General features: G+C 58.6%; 13 protein-coding genes and 6 pseudogenes. 5 read left to right on the top strand and 14 right to left on the bottom strand.

The annotated features are described in order from the left end of the window. Positions 1 to 78: 78 nt before the first annotated feature. The 5 genes and pseudogenes from X727_RS0135030 to X727_RS00645 all read right to left on the bottom strand — a co-directional run. Positions 79 to 1,314, bottom strand: coding sequence for an acetyl-CoA carboxylase biotin carboxylase subunit family protein (locus X727_RS0135030; protein WP_031204870.1), 1,236 nt, complete (start codon positions 1,312 to 1,314; stop codon positions 79 to 81). A gap of 281 nt (positions 1,315 to 1,595) precedes the next feature. Continuing rightward, a complete protein-coding gene (locus X727_RS135840) occupies positions 1,596 to 1,829 on the bottom strand; it encodes a hypothetical protein (protein ID WP_023835491.1) in 234 nt (77 codons plus the stop codon). Positions 1,830 to 1,831: 2 nt separating this feature from the next. Next, positions 1,832 to 1,978: pseudogene (locus tag X727_RS1000000167430) on the bottom strand (transposase domain-containing protein); the annotation flags it as partial. A 401-nt stretch (positions 1,979 to 2,379) separates the two neighbouring features. Further along, positions 2,380 to 2,770 (bottom strand): annotated as a pseudogene (locus tag X727_RS01000000165320) (IS21 family transposase); the annotation flags it as partial. Between the two features lie 165 nt (positions 2,771 to 2,935). Further along, positions 2,936 to 3,684 (bottom strand): annotated as a pseudogene (locus tag X727_RS00645) (integrase core domain-containing protein); the annotation flags it as partial. Between the two features lie 69 nt (positions 3,685 to 3,753). Here X727_RS00645 and X727_RS135845 point away from each other — a divergent pair. Beyond that, positions 3,754 to 4,806: an IS110 family transposase gene (locus tag X727_RS135845; RefSeq protein WP_023835486.1), complete on the top strand. Its 1,053-nt coding sequence runs from the start codon at positions 3,754 to 3,756 to the stop codon at positions 4,804 to 4,806. A gap of 244 nt (positions 4,807 to 5,050) precedes the next feature. Here the strand turns inward: X727_RS135845 and X727_RS01000000165315 are convergent. Both X727_RS01000000165315 and X727_RS135850 read right to left on the bottom strand, forming a co-directional pair. After that, positions 5,051 to 5,266 (bottom strand): annotated as a pseudogene (locus X727_RS01000000165315) (transposase); the annotation flags it as partial. 183 nt (positions 5,267 to 5,449) lie between these two features. Continuing rightward, positions 5,450 to 6,817 carry a CapA family protein gene (locus X727_RS135850; protein ID WP_023835484.1) on the bottom strand — a complete coding sequence of 456 codons (1,368 nt, stop codon included), beginning with the start codon at positions 6,815 to 6,817 and terminating at the stop codon, positions 5,450 to 5,452. Between the two features lie 86 nt (positions 6,818 to 6,903). Between X727_RS135850 and X727_RS1000000169400 the strand changes: the two genes are divergently transcribed. Both X727_RS1000000169400 and X727_RS1000000169395 read left to right on the top strand, forming a co-directional pair. Then, positions 6,904 to 7,296 (top strand): IS630 transposase-related protein, encoded by a 393-nt coding sequence (locus tag X727_RS1000000169400; RefSeq protein ID WP_155923641.1) that lies wholly within the window; start codon positions 6,904 to 6,906, stop codon positions 7,294 to 7,296. Positions 7,297 to 7,299: 3 nt separating this feature from the next. Further along, positions 7,300 to 7,854, top strand: a complete 555-nt coding sequence (locus X727_RS1000000169395; RefSeq protein WP_023835482.1) for an IS630 family transposase — start codon at positions 7,300 to 7,302, stop codon at positions 7,852 to 7,854. Between the two features lie 153 nt (positions 7,855 to 8,007). Here X727_RS1000000169395 and X727_RS135865 read toward each other — a convergent pair whose 3' ends face one another. From X727_RS135865 to X727_RS135890, 6 genes are all read right to left on the bottom strand, one after another. Then, positions 8,008 to 9,438 (bottom strand): amidohydrolase, encoded by a 1,431-nt coding sequence (locus tag X727_RS135865; RefSeq protein WP_023835481.1) that lies wholly within the window; start codon positions 9,436 to 9,438, stop codon positions 8,008 to 8,010. A 72-nt stretch (positions 9,439 to 9,510) separates the two neighbouring features. Beyond that, positions 9,511 to 10,611 (bottom strand): dipeptide ABC transporter ATP-binding protein, encoded by a 1,101-nt coding sequence (locus X727_RS135870; protein WP_023835480.1) that lies wholly within the window; start codon positions 10,609 to 10,611, stop codon positions 9,511 to 9,513. Beyond that, positions 10,608 to 11,609, bottom strand: a complete 1,002-nt coding sequence (locus X727_RS135875) for an ABC transporter ATP-binding protein (RefSeq protein WP_023835479.1) — start codon at positions 11,607 to 11,609, stop codon at positions 10,608 to 10,610. The genes X727_RS135870 and X727_RS135875 overlap by 4 nt, the downstream gene beginning before the upstream one ends. A 7-nt stretch (positions 11,610 to 11,616) precedes the next feature. Then, complete coding sequence (locus tag X727_RS135880; RefSeq protein ID WP_031204858.1) at positions 11,617 to 12,498, bottom strand: ABC transporter permease; 882 nt, start codon at positions 12,496 to 12,498, stop codon at positions 11,617 to 11,619. A 1-nt stretch (position 12,499) separates the two neighbouring features. After that, positions 12,500 to 13,441, bottom strand: coding sequence for an ABC transporter permease (locus tag X727_RS135885; protein WP_023835477.1), 942 nt, complete (start codon positions 13,439 to 13,441; stop codon positions 12,500 to 12,502). Then, positions 13,441 to 15,048, bottom strand: coding sequence for an ABC transporter substrate-binding protein (locus X727_RS135890; RefSeq protein ID WP_023835476.1), 1,608 nt, complete (start codon positions 15,046 to 15,048; stop codon positions 13,441 to 13,443). The genes X727_RS135885 and X727_RS135890 overlap by 1 nt, the downstream gene beginning before the upstream one ends. Before the next feature lie 562 nt (positions 15,049 to 15,610). Between X727_RS135890 and X727_RS1000000169390 the strand changes: the two are divergent. Together X727_RS1000000169390 and X727_RS1000000169865 are read left to right on the top strand one after the other, a co-directional pair. Continuing rightward, a pseudogene (locus tag X727_RS1000000169390) lies at positions 15,611 to 15,821 on the top strand (IS5/IS1182 family transposase); the annotation flags it as partial. A gap of 80 nt (positions 15,822 to 15,901) precedes the next feature. Continuing rightward, complete coding sequence (locus X727_RS1000000169865; protein WP_081726266.1) at positions 15,902 to 16,504, top strand: recombinase zinc beta ribbon domain-containing protein; 603 nt, start codon at positions 15,902 to 15,904, stop codon at positions 16,502 to 16,504. On the opposite strand, the pseudogene X727_RS1000000169380 reads toward X727_RS1000000169865, so the two are convergent. Continuing rightward, positions 16,412 to 17,121: pseudogene (locus tag X727_RS1000000169380) on the bottom strand (aminotransferase class I/II-fold pyridoxal phosphate-dependent enzyme). The gene X727_RS1000000169865 and the pseudogene X727_RS1000000169380 sit on opposite strands and share 93 nt — an antisense overlap. Positions 17,122 to 17,135: the final 14 nt, after the last annotated feature.

Genomic DNA, 17,135 nt, shown 5'->3' with positions numbered 1-17,135 from the left:
CCTTCTCGATAGCCATGTGATGATTCTCTCCTTTCCATCATCATGGCCTCGCGCACAGAATTCCTGACAGTCCCTAGGCTATTCCTTCTCACCAAGGTTGGAAAATGGTGTAATCGACCACTTGATTAAGTCGACGGCCCGCTGAAGTATGGCCTCAGTCCGAGCAAGGTTGGGTGAACTGGCGATGACATGTCCGATCAAGTCTTCCCAATCGCCTTTCCTGACGATCGCCGTATTGGGTTCAATATACAACTTGACCTTGGCGACGCCAGGTATAGCAGCCGCCTGACTGTCGCCATCTATCCATTCGAGCGTGCCATCGCGTTCAGGAACTAGGAAACGCGCGGCCGCAGTTTCTGAATAGCTTCTGCGCAAATTCCATTCGTCACCGATCACAAGCTTGATATGCTCGGTTATGAGATCAACACCGTAAGCTAGCTGAACCAGTTCAATACCAGGCGAACCCGCAAGACGTGGATTGACTTCGATGACGACCGGGCCACGCTTCGTCCATCGGAATTCAACATTGGATGGCCCCCAGCCAAGCTTGAGAGCTTGCAAACAGCTCAGCGAAACATCTGCGATACGATCGCGCTGTTCATCAGTCAGCGCGGCCGGAAAGGAGCACTCACGATAGACAAAATGCGGTGCGCCGCCGAAGACAAGGGCGGCAATCCCGATGATCTCATCTCCCATTATGTCAGCCCAATAATGGGGGCCTTCTGCAAATTCTTCGACCATTATCCTTGGCGACGACGGCCATACGTGCTTGCCGCCCAGCAGATAGTTGGTATGTTCGGCCAACTCATCGAGACTGCGGCACAACCTGACGCCCGTGCTGCCGCCACTGTCTACGGCCGGCTTTAGAATCACGGGCAGGCCGATCTCCGCAGCAGACCTTTCTACGTCCGTCGCATCCGTTGCCAATTGATAAGCAGGCATTGGAATGCCGGCATGAGCTAGGAGCTTGCGTTGGGTGAACTTGTCGCAGCATCGTTCAATCGATGTAGGATTCGGTCCCGGTAAATCGAAATGCCGGCAGAGCTTGCCGACCGTGGCATAGATCGATTCCTGGGCGCTGGTAATGCCAGCAATGTCGTAGGTCGAATGCAGTCGGGCACATTCGCGGATCAGCGCATCGAGATTGGCTGTATCGACACGGATTGCTTCACTGCCTTCCGCCGCGAGATACTTGTGGTGAGCTGGATCAGCCGAAAGGGTAATTGGATGAAGACCAAGACGTTGGGCCGCTTGGACGAACAGCGGTCCATTGCTCCTTGTGCCTTCAAGTAGGACGAGCGCTCTTCTTTTCATTGGCTGTCGACTCCTGGATAGGCTGCTGTACGGTGGTGCCTGCGTAGATCGACACAGCTTTCTTCGCCGTGCCGGCCTTAGATATTTGTCGTGAAAGTACCACTATCATTGATTTTCGTTCGCAAAGATACTGTGAAGTTATTTGAAGCCTGTGTTGCGAGCGTCGTGATTTCGGAGGGTTACAATGTTCAAGGGGACGGGTATATGCATCCGGTGAAGCTCGGTGACCGCAGACGTGCGTATCCGGTGGCCATGAGCACCTGAGGACCGCGGTGCTGGGGTCAAGCTTTCGATGGGGAGACGCGATGATATTGTTCGAGGAGGAGCTTGACCTCCTCGATGCCTTCATCGGTGAAGGCCAAGATCCCGTCGTCATCGTTGGCGCCGTAGACCCAGATGACGCCGTCCTCGGGCTCGAGACCGAGGGTCAGTTCCTGGATCAGCGCTTCGCTGACGCCGAGGTCCCTGGCGAGACGGTCGACGGTATAGACGTGATGCACCTTATTGCGCTGCATGATCAGGCCGCCGCTGGTTGGATCCGCAGTTTTGCAGATCTCCAATTCCACGGCAGCAAATCATCGATCCGATGGGCCGGATAGGCGGGCAGTCGGCCGAGGACGTCGGCGAGCCAGGACTGCGTGTCGATATCGTTCATCTTGGCGCTTTATGCCGACCGCCAAACTATGCCGAGTGAGCAAGTTTTTACCAACACTTTCCTCAACGTAGCTGAATCGGCATAGCTTAGGCTCTCTCCGTCGCAATTGACGCGAAGGAGAGGACACATGAATGCAAGTGACTACTGCAACGCAGCACACTGTATCGGAAGCTGATCCACCGGCCGTATGGCGAGTTTGCACGCGTTTATGCGGGCAGATTGTCGGATGAAGGCTTCGGTCAGCAAAGCACATGGCGATCGCTAAGCCTATTTCGTGAGCTGAGAGACTGGCATCTCGGCAACGGGCACGATCTCCAGGATTCAAGCGAAGATCATGTCGAGCGGTTCTTCTGTTTCGCCGGGTTGGCCGTCCGCCGCAGGATCTGGACGAGCCCGATTGGGCGATGATCTCACGCGAGCTGAAGCGTGGGCTTGACCGGCTCGGCCGCGGGCGGCACGCGGTCGAGGCCGGATTTGAGGATGGCGTTGACGGAGGAGTAGGTGATCACATTGATGGTCAGTGCCCGCGCGCAGGCTGCCTCGAGCCGATCCCGCTCGTAGCGACGGGCCAGCGAGAGGATGCCAAACGCGGAGCGGTATCCCTGCTCGGGATGGGGACGGTCGCGCATCCATGCGCTCGACCAGGATGGCGGTGTTGGCGCCGATCCCGGCTGCCTGCCGGATCAGGTTCGCCGGCGTCGTGTTGGCATAGCTCTGGTGCGCCTTGGGCATGTGCTCGTTGACGGTGACATGGCCGCAGCGCTGCGAGCGGCGGACATGGCTGGCGACGCGCTTGTGATCNTCAGCACCGCGCCCTCGACCTTGCCCTTGTCGCGCGGCTTGCGGCTTCGGGTCGGCAGGATCGTCGTGTCGTAATCTTCGGCCATGTGGCGCGGGTTGAGCAACCGGCGGAGGCGCGGAGCCTTCGATTAGCGCAGCGTCGGAGCCGGTTGCGGTGATGACCTCGGCATAGGCTGCCGGGGTCTGGTATCCGAGCGAGGAATGTGGCCTGGCGGTGTTGAAGTCCTCCTCCATTCGGCGACGGCACTGCCGGCGTGATCCAGGCCGAAGAAAAGGCTCTCGTTCAGGAGCTCATCGCGCATCCGTCCATTGAATGACTCGACAAGCCGTTCTGCATCGGCTTGCCCGGCGCGATGTAGTGCCATTCCACCCGATGATCCTTCGCCCAGGCGAGAATGGCGTTCGAGGTGAACTCGGCGCCGTGGTCGGATACGATCATGCCGGGCTTGCCGCGGTGGGCGATCAGCCAGGCATTCGCGCGTCACGTCGTCGACGATGTTGAGCACCCGGAACCGCCGGCCGCAGGCGAACTGGTCATGGACGAAATCCAGCGACCAGCGCGCGTTCGGCTTTGCCTCGACCAGGATCGGCGCCCGCGTGCCGACCGCTCGCCGCCTTGCCCGGCGCTTGCGCACCGTCAGGCCCTCCTCGCGGTAGAGCCGATAGATGCGGTTGACCCCAGATGCCTCGCCCTCGCGCCTGAGCAGGATGGACAGCCGCCGGTAGCCGAAGCGTCGGCGCTCGTTCGCGAGGTCACGCAGCCGACCACGCAGCTCCGTCTCGGGCGGACGCCGGGACTGGTAGCGGATCATCTTGCGATCAGCGCCCACAAAGGAACAGGCCCGACGCTCCGACAGGCCCATGACGGCCTCGAGATGCGCAACGGCTTCGCGCTTGGCGGCGGGCCCTACCATACATTAATGGGATGGTCCGCCCCGTCCTCACGCAGCATCATCTGGGCAGTTACACCAAAGGAGGTTGCAATGTCCCCACGCAACGCGCCGCGCCCTGCGGCAGTCTATGGAGTCGATATCGGCAAGAACATCTTCCACGTCGTCGGCTTGGACAGCGGCGGCGAGCCGGTCCAGCGCGCTCGCTTCCGACGCGATACGCTGCTGCTGTTCTTTGAACGAGCAGCGCCGGCGATCGTCGGGATGGAGTCGTGCGCAGGATCACAAGGGATCGCCAGGAAACTGCATGCGCTGGGGCACAAAGTTCGCTTGATCCCGGCGCAGTTCGTGAAGCCCTACGTGAAGTCGAACAAGAGCGACATCATTGATGCCGGGGCCATCGCAGAAGCGGCCACGAGACCAACAATGCGGTTCGCCACCATCAAGAGCGAAGAACAGGCTGACCTCCAGGCTCTACATCGAGTTCGCGATCAGATGATCGGCACGCGAACGCGTCTGATCAATCAGATGCGGGCATTCTGCCTGGAATACGGCATTGCATTGAGGCAGGGAGCAGGCCTGTTCAAGCTCGACCTGCCGCTGGTTCTCAACGATGCGTCGAACGACCTATCGCCGGCGATGCGCAAACTGCTCACCGATCTGTTCGCCGACCTGCACCAGTTAGAGCAGCGCATTCAGGACGTGACGAGGGAGATAGCTGCGATTGCAGATCGAGAAGATGTTGCCCGCCGGCTCATGACGATCCCCGGCATCGGAGCACTGGGCGCCACCGCCCTTCTTGCGGCCGTCGGCAACGGACGCCAGTTCCAGAAGGCCCGCGATCTGGCTGCATGGCTGGGCCTTGTCCCGCGGGAACACTCGACGGGGGGCAAGCAGAAGCTCCTCGGCATCAGCAAGCGCGGGAACCGCTACGTCCGCAAGCTCCTCGTTCATGGCGCGCGATCCTGCTTCAGACATCTGGATCGAACCGGGGATCGCCTTGGAAGCTGGCTCGATGGGCTGCAGAGCCGAATGCATCCGAACAAGGCCGTTGTCGCACTCGCCGCCAAGATGGCACGTATTGTCTGGGTTGTTCTGACCAAGCCGGGAGCGCTCTACGAACGCAGGGATCCTGCATTCGCCTGACGCTTCCGGCTCGATTGCAAGGCTCGGGAATAGTGATGACGAAACAGTGGATCAGCATGCCGTAAGCCCTGTGCAAAAAAGCGGGCTTCGTGCCCGAACCATTTATTGGGAACGGCGTGCGCGGATCTCATCATGGCCTGGCTGCAACAGCAGCCCACTCGCGAGAGGCCGGATACATTTATGCAACTGGAATCGTCATCGGCGATGTCGCGAACCCTTGCACGGACGGGGCGGACCATACATTTTTTGAAAGAAGCTCGCGCAGTGCCGACGCTTCGAGCATCTGGTCGGCGAGCAGCTTCTTCAGCTTCGCGTTCTCGTCTTCCAAGGCTTTCAGCCGTTTGGCACCGGAGACGTCCATCCCGCCATACTTCGCCTTCCAGTTATACAGCGTCGCCTCGGAGATCCCATGCTTGCGCGCCAGGTCGCCCGCCTTCGCCGCCGCCTCATGCTCACGCAGAACCTGAACTGGCCCCCATTTCGACCGGACAGTCGGCCTAACGCGGGAGGCTTGGGGAGATCCTCGAGCACAGGCTTAACCGCCACGCTATTGCGACATACGGGCTCGGAACACCAATCAAGACAGCTTTAAGGGAGAGATCTGCCCTACCATACGGCGATCATGGAAGCCCTAAGATGAACATTAAGTATGGCCACCAGATGCAATAGAACTATCGGGCGAGTTGCTGGCCACGCCGATGATCCCAATGCCATTTTCGATGGCGATATGGGTTCCAAAAGGCTTCGACAGCCTCTGTAGACGCTCCAGAATGACTTCGGCTTTTGGCTTGGTCGCCAGACGCGGCACACCCCGGTTAGCTAACCTTTCCGAGTAACCGAGCTCGACTGGAACGAGCCTCAGTTCAGCAAGCTGATTTTGCTCAAACCGGCTGACGGTGACGATACTCTCATAGAACTCCTTACCTGCAATACCCTGTTCGATCATCGCTTGGACCAGGATATCAGCAACAGTGTCGGCACGTGGGTCTTTGTTATATTCATCGAAGAAATCCGCCCCCTCAATCATTTGAAGGTTGTCGAAGATGAAATTGCCCAAGCTATAAAAAATAGGGCGGCCCCTATAAATCTCGATGCCCCGCAGTTGGTGAGGTCCATGCACAACATATGCATCAGCACCAGCATCAATTAACTTGTGCGCTAGCGACTGTTCGTAGTCAGGTGGCTCTTGGCTCCATTCGCCGGGCTCATGACCGTGGTTAGTGACGATCAAGAAGTCGGCACACTGCTTGCCTTGGCGAACGTTTCGTAGGATACCGCTTAGATCGCGGGGGTCCGGTTTGAAATTATATCCCACTTTCTCGCCGGTCTTGAATGTCGCACCGGCGAGAAGAACTGGGTCTTCATCCTCATGACCTGGAATTGAGTCAGGCAACGAATTGCGTATGCGCTTCAAGCTTTCGAGCATCTCAGGTCGGACTACGACGCTTTTCGCCAACCGAAGGGTGGCAAGGCCTGGCCTGCCCGGCGCCTCGCCCGCCGGATCGCACGCCCGCGACATAGGCGTAAACGTGGCGGCGAACGACACCAACGCCACTCGACCACGGGCGGTCTCAAGATAGCGAGCAGCCCCAGCTTGCGCCAAACTGTCACCAGCGCCCGCATAAATAATGCCATTCTGGTCGAGCACACGACCTGTTTCCCGCATGCCTTCCACCCCCCAATCAAACGTGTGATTGTTCGCAACAGCTAGAACGTTAAATCCCATAGCTTTCAGATCCGGTCCAAGTTCTGTCGGTCCGACGGTATAGCCCCCACCGTGCTCGGCTTGGGGGCTTCCCTTGAATGAGCGGGTGTCGAAGATATTCGTCTCAAGGTTGCCGAATGTAACATCGGCGCTGCAAAGAATTTTCACAACATCGCCAATACTGTTGCGTTGGTTTTTGGTTACCGGGCGCCTCATCATGAGGTCACCAACAGCAACCATTGTGAAGCCGTCCGCAACGTTTGTTGCTACCGACCCGACGGTGTCGTACCTTTCAATTTGTGTCATCGACGCTAGAGCCTGTCGCGATTTAAGGGATTCAGGATTCCCTTTGGTTTGAGTTCGTGATTCATTGCGGTTGAAAGGAGACCGCGATGGGCAAGCCGCTACCGCTTGAGTTGCGTCAGCGTGTTGTTGCGTATGTCGATGTGGGGCATGGTCACCGCGAGGCAGCGCGCCATTTCCGCGTTTCGCCTCGCTTTGTGAACAATCTGATCAACTTGCGGCGGCAGACCGGTTCGCTTGAAGCGCGCCGGCAGGGCCATGTGGGCGGCGGCAAGCTTGAGCCGCATGCCGCGTTTGTGCGTTTGCGATTGGCCGAGACCGGCGAACTGACGCTGGATGAGCTTTGCGTCGAACTGGAGATGCGTGGTGTGAGCGTGCACCGCTCCAATGTCGGGCGCCTGCTCCATCGCCTTGGGCTCAGTCATAAAAAAAACTCTACTGGCCAGCGAGCAGCAGCGGGCCAACGTGCGCCAGGCGCGTGAACTATGATTGGGCGGCGAAAGCGCTTCTTCAACAAGGCTTTGGCGCGGCTGATCTTCATCGATGAGACGTCGACCAACACCAAGCTGACCAAGCGCACCGGCTGGGCGCCGAAGGGCGAGCGCTTCAGGACCCATGCGCCCTTCGGCAAATGGCAGACGCAGACCTTCATCGCCGGGCTACGATGCCACGGTCTTGTCGCGCCGTGGATCGTCAACGCGCCGATGAATGGCGCCATCTTCGAACACTACATCGAAACACAGCTTGCTCCCCAACTGTCGCCCGGCGATATCGTCATTCTCGACAATGTCGGCTTCCACAAGAACGAGCGCGCCGCACAACTGGTTCGCCAAAGGGGCGCTTGGCTCCTGTTCCTGCCGCCATACTCACCCGATCTCAATCCGATCGAGATGGCCTACTCCAAACTCAAGGCGCGGCTGCGAAAGAAAGCGGCCAGAACCTTCGACGCACTCTGCCAAGCTCTCGGCCATATCTGCCACCTGTTCGAGCCAGTTGAATGCAGAAACTTCTTCAAGGCTGCCGGATATGAAGCTAATTAATCGCGACACGCTTTAATCCTTTTGAATATTTGAGGTTGACACCTTCGCGGAGCGCTTTATCTGGTCCGCTGTTCTCTTCGCCAACACTAGGTGGGGGAAGCGAGAGGGTGCCAACATGTGCTGCCGCGTGATAGAGACATCACGAGAATGCTATTAGACCTTCGCACGCAAATCACTGGGCATGACGTCTAGGGGAATCGGGCAGCGGTATGGGCGACCGCCAGTGCGCTGCTTCAACTCTGCCTTAGCACGAGCGATGATGTCGGGGTTGCGAATGCAATCGGCCGCCGTAGCGGCCATTGCCTTGGCGGCCACGACCATACCCTTGTGCGCTGCGGGCAAGTTGCCCTGCGTAACGAGTTGCCATGTATGGAACGGTGTACCTATGGCGAAACAAGCGGTGTAGCATTGTGCAGTTGGCACGATCCAGCTAACGTCGCCCACATCTGTTGTGCCCATCTCCGCTTGACCTCCGCCCAACGGCAAGATGTCATCGTGCAGTATTTTGCTGCTAAGTGAGAAATCGTGCGCTGCAACAGCGGCCAGCACGTCCTCATCCGTTAGTGCTTTCTCCCTAAGCTCCTTGGCGAACTCGTAGTCAGCTCCATCGAAGGCAGGCGGGCCAACCCGGCGCATGTTTTCAAACATAACCTCTTGCAACGCATCGTTAGGCAGGATTTCGGAACTGCCGCCAATCCTCTGCATTTTAACAGATGTCTCCGTCATCAGAGCAGCGCCGTCCGCGATCTTCTCAACACGCGCAAATATCCGTTCTGCTTGTTCCAGGTTTGGAGACCTCACAGAATACGATGACTCAGCGTAAGCTTGGACTGTATTCGGTGCCTCTCCGCCGGTATTGGTTATGGCGTAGTGAACGCGCGAGTTCGAGGGCATATGTTCTCGCATGTAATTGACGCCCACATTCATCAATTCCACCGCATCAAGCGCACTGCGACCTAAGTGCGGATCGACTGCGGCGTGCGCTGCGCGACCCGTAAAGGAGAAGCGAGCACTAATCGCAGCGTTTGTTGAATTGGTCATAACCTCGTTCAGTACCCATGGGTGCCAGCAAAAAGCTATATCAACGTCATCAAAAGCGCCGGCGCGAGCCATGTAGGCCTTGCCGCCTCCCGCCTCCTCTGCGGGGCAGCCATAATAGCGCACGGTCCCTGCAATGCCTTCAGCTTCCAGCGCGTCCTTCAACGCAACTGCTGCCAGCGCCGAGCCTGCGCCGAGGAGATTGTGCCCGCAGCCATGGCCGTGACCACCCCTCGTCGTTGGGTTGTGCTCAGTCGCGCCCGACACTTGAGCAAGATCTGGGAGCGCATCGTACTCGCCGAGGATGCCGATGATAGGGCTGCCTCCACCGTACTCGGCCACGAAGGCGGTAGCGATACCACCCACATTCCTCATAATACGGAAGCCTTCGTGCTCGAGCATCGCGATGTGCTCGGCGACTGAGCGATGCTCCTCGAAAGCTAGTTCTGGCATTGTCCAGATGCGGTCACTTAAGGCGCAGTAGTCGGCCGCCTTCGCGTTCACGAGACGGACGATTTCAGCAAGGCCGAGTGAGTCGTCTTCCATAGTCCTTACTCCGCGAGAGGCATGGCGAACCGCTCGGGATGGTCGGTCACGCCACTTCATCTTTTTCCTGCCCTACTTGGGACGATTTTGATTGTCGACGTCAGCTATGTTGTGAAGGTCTCCTATCGGAGAGAGGGTTTGCTGCGGTCCCGCAGTGAGCGAAAGATAGGACATCTCAGTCGGCTGGGTCGAAACCTGTGTGGCCGGAGCGCGTACATGACAGGCCACTGCCCGTCCATCTGGCATCGGCACCAAAGGCGGCACGTCGATGCGGCAACGTTCTAGCGCGATTGGACAGCGAGGGTGGTACGCGCACCCGCTCGGCGGGTTGAGCGGGCTTGGCACCTCGCCCTCGACCGGGGCCTCCAGCCGAACACGGGTCGGATCCGGCACCGGGGCGGCCCCGATAAGCGCCTCGGTGTAGGGGTGGACCGGCTTGGCAAAGAGGGAGTCGCACGGAGCGAGCTCCACGATCCGCCCCAGATACATGACGGCAACGCGATGCGCGATATGCTCCACGACGCCGAGGTCATGCGAGATGAAAACGTAGGCGATGCCCATCTGCTGCTGGAGATCCAGAAGCAGATTCAGGATCTGCGCCTGCACGGATACGTCAAGGGCCGACACTGCTTCGTCGGCGATGATTAGAGAGGGGTTGAGCGACAGGGCGCGTGCAATGCCGAGCCGCTGGCGCTGACCGCCCGACAATTCGGACGGGAGCCTATGCATCATCTCGGGCGACATTCCGACTTTTCGGAGAAGGTCCGCTGCAAGCGCGTTGCGCTGCTTCCGGCTGAGACGCTCAAAATTCTCGACAGGCTCCGTAATGATTTGCCCGGCAGTAAGGCGCGGATTCAGCGAGGAGTAAGGATCCTGGAAAACCATCTGCATCAGACGGCGCCACGCGTGAAGCGCATGCTTCTTGAGGCCCGCAATGTCGGTTCCGTCGATCAGCACGCGGCCAGCCGTCGGCTCGACAAGCCGCATCAAGAGCCGCGCGACAGTGGACTTGCCGCAGCCGGATTCGCCGACGATGCAAAGCGTCTCGCCCGCCTCGACGGAAAACGACACGTCCTCCACCGCCCGGATCACCGGAATGCTTTTCTTGAAGATTCCCGAGCCAAGCGGATAATGCTTAGTTAGATGTTCGACTTTCAGCAAAGGACCGTTCATGCGCCCATCACCTCTTCGGCGCGCCAACACGCTGCGGCGTGGCTCGACCCGACATCGCGCAGGATGGGCGTTTTTTTGCGGCAAATATCGATCGCGAACGGGCAGCGAGGCGCAAAGCTGCAGCCGACAATTGGATCGCGCAGGTTTGGCACGATCCCCGGGATTTCCGGAAGGCGGCGCTGACGGCCCCGCCGCGGGTCAGGCATCGATCGCATCAGGCCCTGGGTGTAGGGATGTGCCGGACGCGCAAACAATTCTATGACGTTTGCTTGTTCTACGATCCGACCAGCGTACATCACGATCACGCGCTGGCATGTCTCGGCTACAACGCCCAGGTCATGTGTGATGAACATAACGGCCGTTCCCGTGCGCTCTTTCAGATCGAGGATCAGCCGCAGGATTTGCGACTGGATTGTGACATCGAGCGCAGTCGTCGGCTCGTCGGCAATCAACAGTTCCGGGGAACACGCTAGGGCCATGGCGATCATGACGCGCTGGCGCATTCCGCCCGACATTTCGTGAGGATAGTTGTTGACGCGGCGCTCGGGGTCCGAGATGCAGACGAGACGGAGCATCTCTTCGGCCTTCGCCATGGCAACGGACCGGGAGGCCTTGGTGTGGATCCGCACGGCCTCCGCGATCTGGCGGCCGACGGTATAGACCGGGTTCAAGCTCGCCACCGGCTCCTGGAAGATCATGGCGATCTGGTCCCCGCGGATCTGTCGCATCTCCCGATCAGACAGCTCAAGCAGGTCGCGTCCGTGGAAGCGGATCTCGCCGCCGACGGTCCTGGCGGTCATCTTCGGCAGCAGGCGAAGTATGGAGAGGGCGGTGACGCTCTTTCCGCATCCGGATTCACCGACGACGCCGAGCGTCTCGCCTTTTTTTACCTGGAAGCTGATGCCGCCCAGGGCACGGGTGACGCTTTCGTCGCCGTAAAAGTGTGTCTCAAGGTCTCGAACGTCGAGAAGCAGGTCATTGGCTGGGGTTTGATGCATCTGCACGTTAGCGCCTCCGCTTGGCGCGGGGATCAAACAGGTCGCGCAGGCCATCCCCGAGCAGGTTGACGGCAAGGACCATAAGAACAAGGCAGATGCCGGGGGCGAAGACCGTCAGGGGAGCGATACTGAGATACAAGCGAGAGCCTGAGATCATGTTACCCCAGCTGGGAATTTCGGGCGGAACGCCCACGCCCAAAAAGCTCAGTCCGGCTTCGGTCATAATCGCATCTGCGCATACGATAGCGCTTTGCACCATAAGCGCCGGAATAGTGCTCGGCAGGATATGCCGCCACAGCACCTTCGGCAGGCGCGCGCCGCCGCACAGAGCGGCTTCGACGTAAGGACGCTCCCGAACACTCATGACCACCGAGCGAACCAGCCGCGAGACGCTTGGCAGCTGGACAACCGTGATAGCAACGATGAGGATACCGACGCCGGGGCCTGTCAGAGAAATAAGGGCGACTGCCAGCAGAAAGGTCGGTATCGACATTAGCCCGTCCATGACCCGCATTATGATACTATCGAAGGCACGGTTGTAGCCGGCGAACACACCGATCATAAGGCCGCCCAGAGCAGCGCCCGCCGCCGAAGTCAATCCGACTACTAGCGAGATCCGCGCGCCGAACATGGTTCGTGCAAACACGTCACGGCCCAGATTATCGTTGCCGAACCACATGTCGGCGGAAGACGGCTGGAGCCGTTTGAATGGATTTATGTTCAAGGGATCGCCGGCGTAAAGCGGGGCAGCGAGCGCTAGAACAATCAATAGCGCCAAGAGGCCGCCGCCAATCACCACCAGCGGATGGCGCCTTGCCAGGCGGGGAAACTCAGACAGGCGTAAGCGGCCTGTCGAGACGGGTTCGACTGGTGCAGACAGGAGTGTCATATCAGTACCGGATGCGAGGATCGAGAAGGGGGTACGCAAGATCAACCGCGAGATTGATGAGAACGTACAGCCCCGAAACGAGTATCAGGACGCCTTGAATGATAGGGTAATCGCGGCTGTTGATCGCATCGACCACCAAACGACCGATACCAGGTATATTGAAGACCGTTTCGGTGATGACGACCCCGCCAATCAAACTGGCGAAGCTTAAGCCGATCACGGTGAGAATTGGGGCCGCTGCATTCTTCAGAGCATGGTGGAAAAGCATGGAATATGTTGAAGTGCCCTTGGCTGCGGCCGTCCGCATATAATCTTCCGACATGACCTCTAGCATACTTGCCCGCGTGATTCGCGCGATGAAAGCAATATAGGGAATGCTCAACGTCACGGTCGGGAGGATCAGGTGCAGAAACCATAGCCCAACGCCGCTTTGGACAGGCTTGTAACCTTGGACTGGCAGCCAATGTGTATTGATCGCGCAAAAATAAACTAGGAAGAATCCGACGACAAATACCGGGACAGAAAAACCAAGTGTCGCGAACGCCGCCAGGATCCGATCGACCAAGCCGCCAGCTCGCCATGAGGCAAGGATGCCGAAGCAAACCCCTGTTGTCACAGAAAGCATCATCGTCAGGATTGATAGCGAAATAGTCGGTTCAAGCCGCTGCGATATGAGTTCGAGAACCGGTCGTCCGGCAAAAATCGAGGTACCGAGGTCCCCGCGTAACATGTCGTGCACCCAACGTATGAACTGAACTGGCATCGGATCGTTCAGTCCCATGTGTTCGCGGATGCCTGCGATCACCTCGGCGCTTGCCGACTTGCCGGCGATCATAGCTGCCGGGTCACCGGGTGCCAGCCTGACAAGCAGGAAAACGAACATCCCAACCATCGCCATGACGGCGATGGTCGAGAGCAATCTGCGAAGAATGTAGGCAACCATCAGCCAGTGACTTTTTTCATATTCCACAGCGGGAGATACGCAGGCATTCCGATAAGGCCAGTGAGTGACTTTCGGCGGGCGCTTGGTTGCACATACGCGCCCAGGTAAACCATTCCGACAAAATCCCAGTAGACCCTTTGCATCTTCCGTGCCAACGTCTGGCGCTCTTCGAGCGTCTCGACCACCACCCATTTGGCCCGCAGAGCCTCATACTCGTCGCTCGTCGGCCATCCGTACCAGCCTTTCTCGCCATTTGCGGCTAGGCCGATATTTGTATGCGGCTGCGTCGAGGTGTAGTTGCTATCATCCGTGATGAAGAGACTCCAGCCGCCGTCCTCGACAGGCCCCTTCTTTGCCCGGCGCTCGGAAACGCCGGCCCAGTCGCTTGATGCAAGTTCGACATTCGCCCCTATCTTACGCAACTCGGCAGCTAATAGCTGCGTAGCATTGCTGCCCTCCGCCCAGTCGGTCGGACTGAGAAGGACAATCTTCTCTCCGGCATATCCAGACACCTCCAAGAGCTGTTTCGCCCTTTCTGGATCACCGCCCTTTTTGAACCAACCAGTATTTTCGTCGTTGGAATAGGGGGTATTGTTTCCGAACAGCGAGCTTATAGTTCTGACGTATTTCTGGTTTCCGATCGAGGCCTGCAAGAATGCCTCCTGATCGACAAGGTGAAGCATCGCTTGGCGGGCCTTCAATTTGTCGAACGGTTTCTGAAGACAGTTCATGCGCAAGAGCAAGATCCGGCCTGCCTTGTCCAGAATCTCGAGTTCGAGGTTGGAATCGCTTTCAATGACCGGAAGAAGATCGGTGGATGGTAATTGAATAAAGTCGATCTCACCCGCCTGCAGGGCCGCGTATGCGGTTTGCTGATCGGCAATATTTTCCCAGACGACGCGATCAACATTGACGAGCTTCCCACCGGCGAATCCATCGGGCGGCTCCCTGCGCGGGACATAATATTCATTTCGATCGTACGTGATGTTTGCGCCAGGCTTGGAGAGAGCTTCATTGAACTTAAATGGACCCGATCCGATATTCGCTGTCACCTGCTCGGTTGCGGGGCGATCCGCGTCCTTTTCGCGCATGATGAACAGAGGCCGCAACGAAGCTAGGATTTCGGGCAGAAGTCCCAAAGGTTCCTTCAGAGCGATAGTGAAAGTTCTGTCATCCTTCTTCGAAATATCTTTGGTTCGCTCCATCATGAGCTGCCCGCCGGCTTGCCCGCCCTGGGCCCAGCGACGGATCGAAGCGACACAGTCCGCCGCAGTGACAGCGGTGCCGTCGTGCCAGCCGAGACCATCGCGGAGCTCAAATGTATAGGTCTTTTTGTCATCTGAAATGCCCCACTTCTGGACCATTTGTGGCTGCGCGATGAACTTGGAATCGAGCGCAAACAGCGTGTCGTAAACTGCGAGGCCAAGGGAATTGGTCGCGTCATCCGTCGTAAAGACCGGATCGTAGGAACGGGGGAAAGAGCCCATCACCATGCGCACTGTCTGCTCCGCGGTGGCCGCTGTCTGCGCCCGCAGGACTGACGGGATCGAAAAGGCGGCTCCGGCAGCCACGCTTGCCTTAATGAGGTCGCGTCGAGAGACTGTCATGCTTCAGTTCCCCTTCTTGAGTCAGTGGCGTGAATTAACCGCGCCGTTTGTTGACCGATATGACTGTGACATGAGAGAAGCGAAATGTTGCGTCATAATGCCTCGCCACTGAAACAGCTATTTCATCAAAAGGGGCAGCTTGAACGGCTTTATGCATTTCCTGGCAAACGGGTTGCGCCCTGTGGGTTGTACACTTTTTCGTGCGACAGCAGTCGCAGCTAGCGCCTAGGTCTGACGTGATAGTAGGGCGCGCTGGAGACGACGAGCTTGCGCTGCGTAAGCCGCGGCGTGCGGAGCATGGAGTTGCGAACTATCGAGCTACCTTCATCTTGTGCCGCAGGTCGGCGGAACCATCCGGTCCCCGCGGTCCGGGGATCGTGAACGAGGCGCTGTAGGTACTGTCGGAGAATATCGCGGGGCTGTATTCGCTAGTAAAGCGACCGCTCAATCGCGGGGGAGAAGCTCTCAAGGGCGATGCTTTTGGAGGTCGAATCGGCGTGGACGATCTCCTGGAACCATTTGACGTTTCGAGAAACCGGACCGGCTGCTTGACGGTGTTGCGGTTTTGACCCATCCACGCGTGAAGCGCCTTCTTTAATGTGATCCTTTCTCGGCAGACGGCATCCTGATCCAAGCGTGGGCTTCCAAAAGAGCGCCAAGCCGAAGGATAGGGCGGGTGAGGGACCTTCCGACGGCGGCGGGCGCATTGTGGAAACGGATTTCCACCGGAAGAAACGGGGTCCAACGAGACGCATGGTTCAACCGCCGATCCCAACGGCGGACTCTACCACAAGAGACGTGGCAGCGAAACAAAGCTTTGCTTCATGCTCCATAGGGTGATGGTTGCGACAGGATGAAGCTCCTGTTCTTCGATCGGCCGGGCTTTCAGGTGGTGCGAGGCCGACAGTTCAGCATTCTCCAAATCCTGCTATGCGGAGGCGTATGTTTATGGTCGACGCCGGGTGGTCACGGGCGAATTCGCCATGATGTCTATCGCCCGAAGACGGTTAAGCTCCCCATCGCGGACTGGGAGGGTTGCCCACAGTCCGTCGATCCCGGGTACATTGACTGGGAGGAGTTCATGGAGAACCAGAGACGATTGGCAAACAACATTAACCGCTATGAGGCCGGCCATTCTGGTGTGCCGCGCAATGGAGCGGCCCTGTTGCAAGGCATCGCCGTTTGTGGACAGTGCGGTCGCCGGATGATCCTGCGCTATAGCGGCCCTGCCGGTGACTATCCCGTCTACACGTGTCGCACCGACCGCGAGCAGGACGGAGGGCCGCCATGCCAGGAAACTAAAGACCGCAGTCATAGGATGGAAAGTTCATGTGCTACCTCCGCAAACGGGGCCAACCGCACGTCAATGTCCACGCTGGAATGGGCAGCCGACATCTGGGTACGGATGCGCGCCTGCCCCTTCGGCACCACTGGAAACGAGAAGCCGATGACATAGATGCCGCGCTTCAGCATGCGCGCCGCTCTCCTGCGCAAGCGCTGCATCGCCGAGCATCACCGGAATGATCGGATGGTCGGCGCCGGCGAGCGTGAAGCCGAGCTTGCGCATCTCGGTGCGGAAGCGCTCCGCATCGGCATACAGGCGCTGGCGCATCGCATCGCCATGGCGGATCATCTCGTACACCTTGATCGAGGCCCCGGCGATCGCTGGCATCAGCGTGTTGGAGAACAGGTAAGGGCGGGAGCGCTGGCGAAGCCAGTCTACCACCTGCCTTTTGCCGGAGGTGTAGCCGCACGAAGCGCCGCCCAGCGCCTTGCCGAGCGTGCCGCTGATGATGTCCACCCCTGCCCTCGACACCGCAATGTTCGGCCGAACCGCGGCCATTGGCGCCGACGAAGCCGACCGCAGGCTGTCGCCGACCATGACCTCGTAATGTCGGCGAGGTCGCAAACGCCCTTCAGGTTGGCGATGATACCGTCCATGGAAAACACGCCGTCGGTCGCGATCAGCCGGAAGCGGCAATCCTTCGCCTCCTTGAGCCGCGCCTCGAGATCGGCCATGTCACTGTTGGCGTAGCGGAAGCGTTTTGCCTTCGACAGCCTGACACCGACGATGATCGAGGCATGGT

This window comes from Mesorhizobium sp. L103C105A0 (assembly GCF_000502215.1).
Lineage (GTDB): Bacteria > Pseudomonadota > Alphaproteobacteria > Rhizobiales > Rhizobiaceae > Mesorhizobium.
The sequence above is the reverse complement of the archived record's forward strand: the minus strand, read 5'-3'. Positions and strand labels throughout refer to the sequence as shown.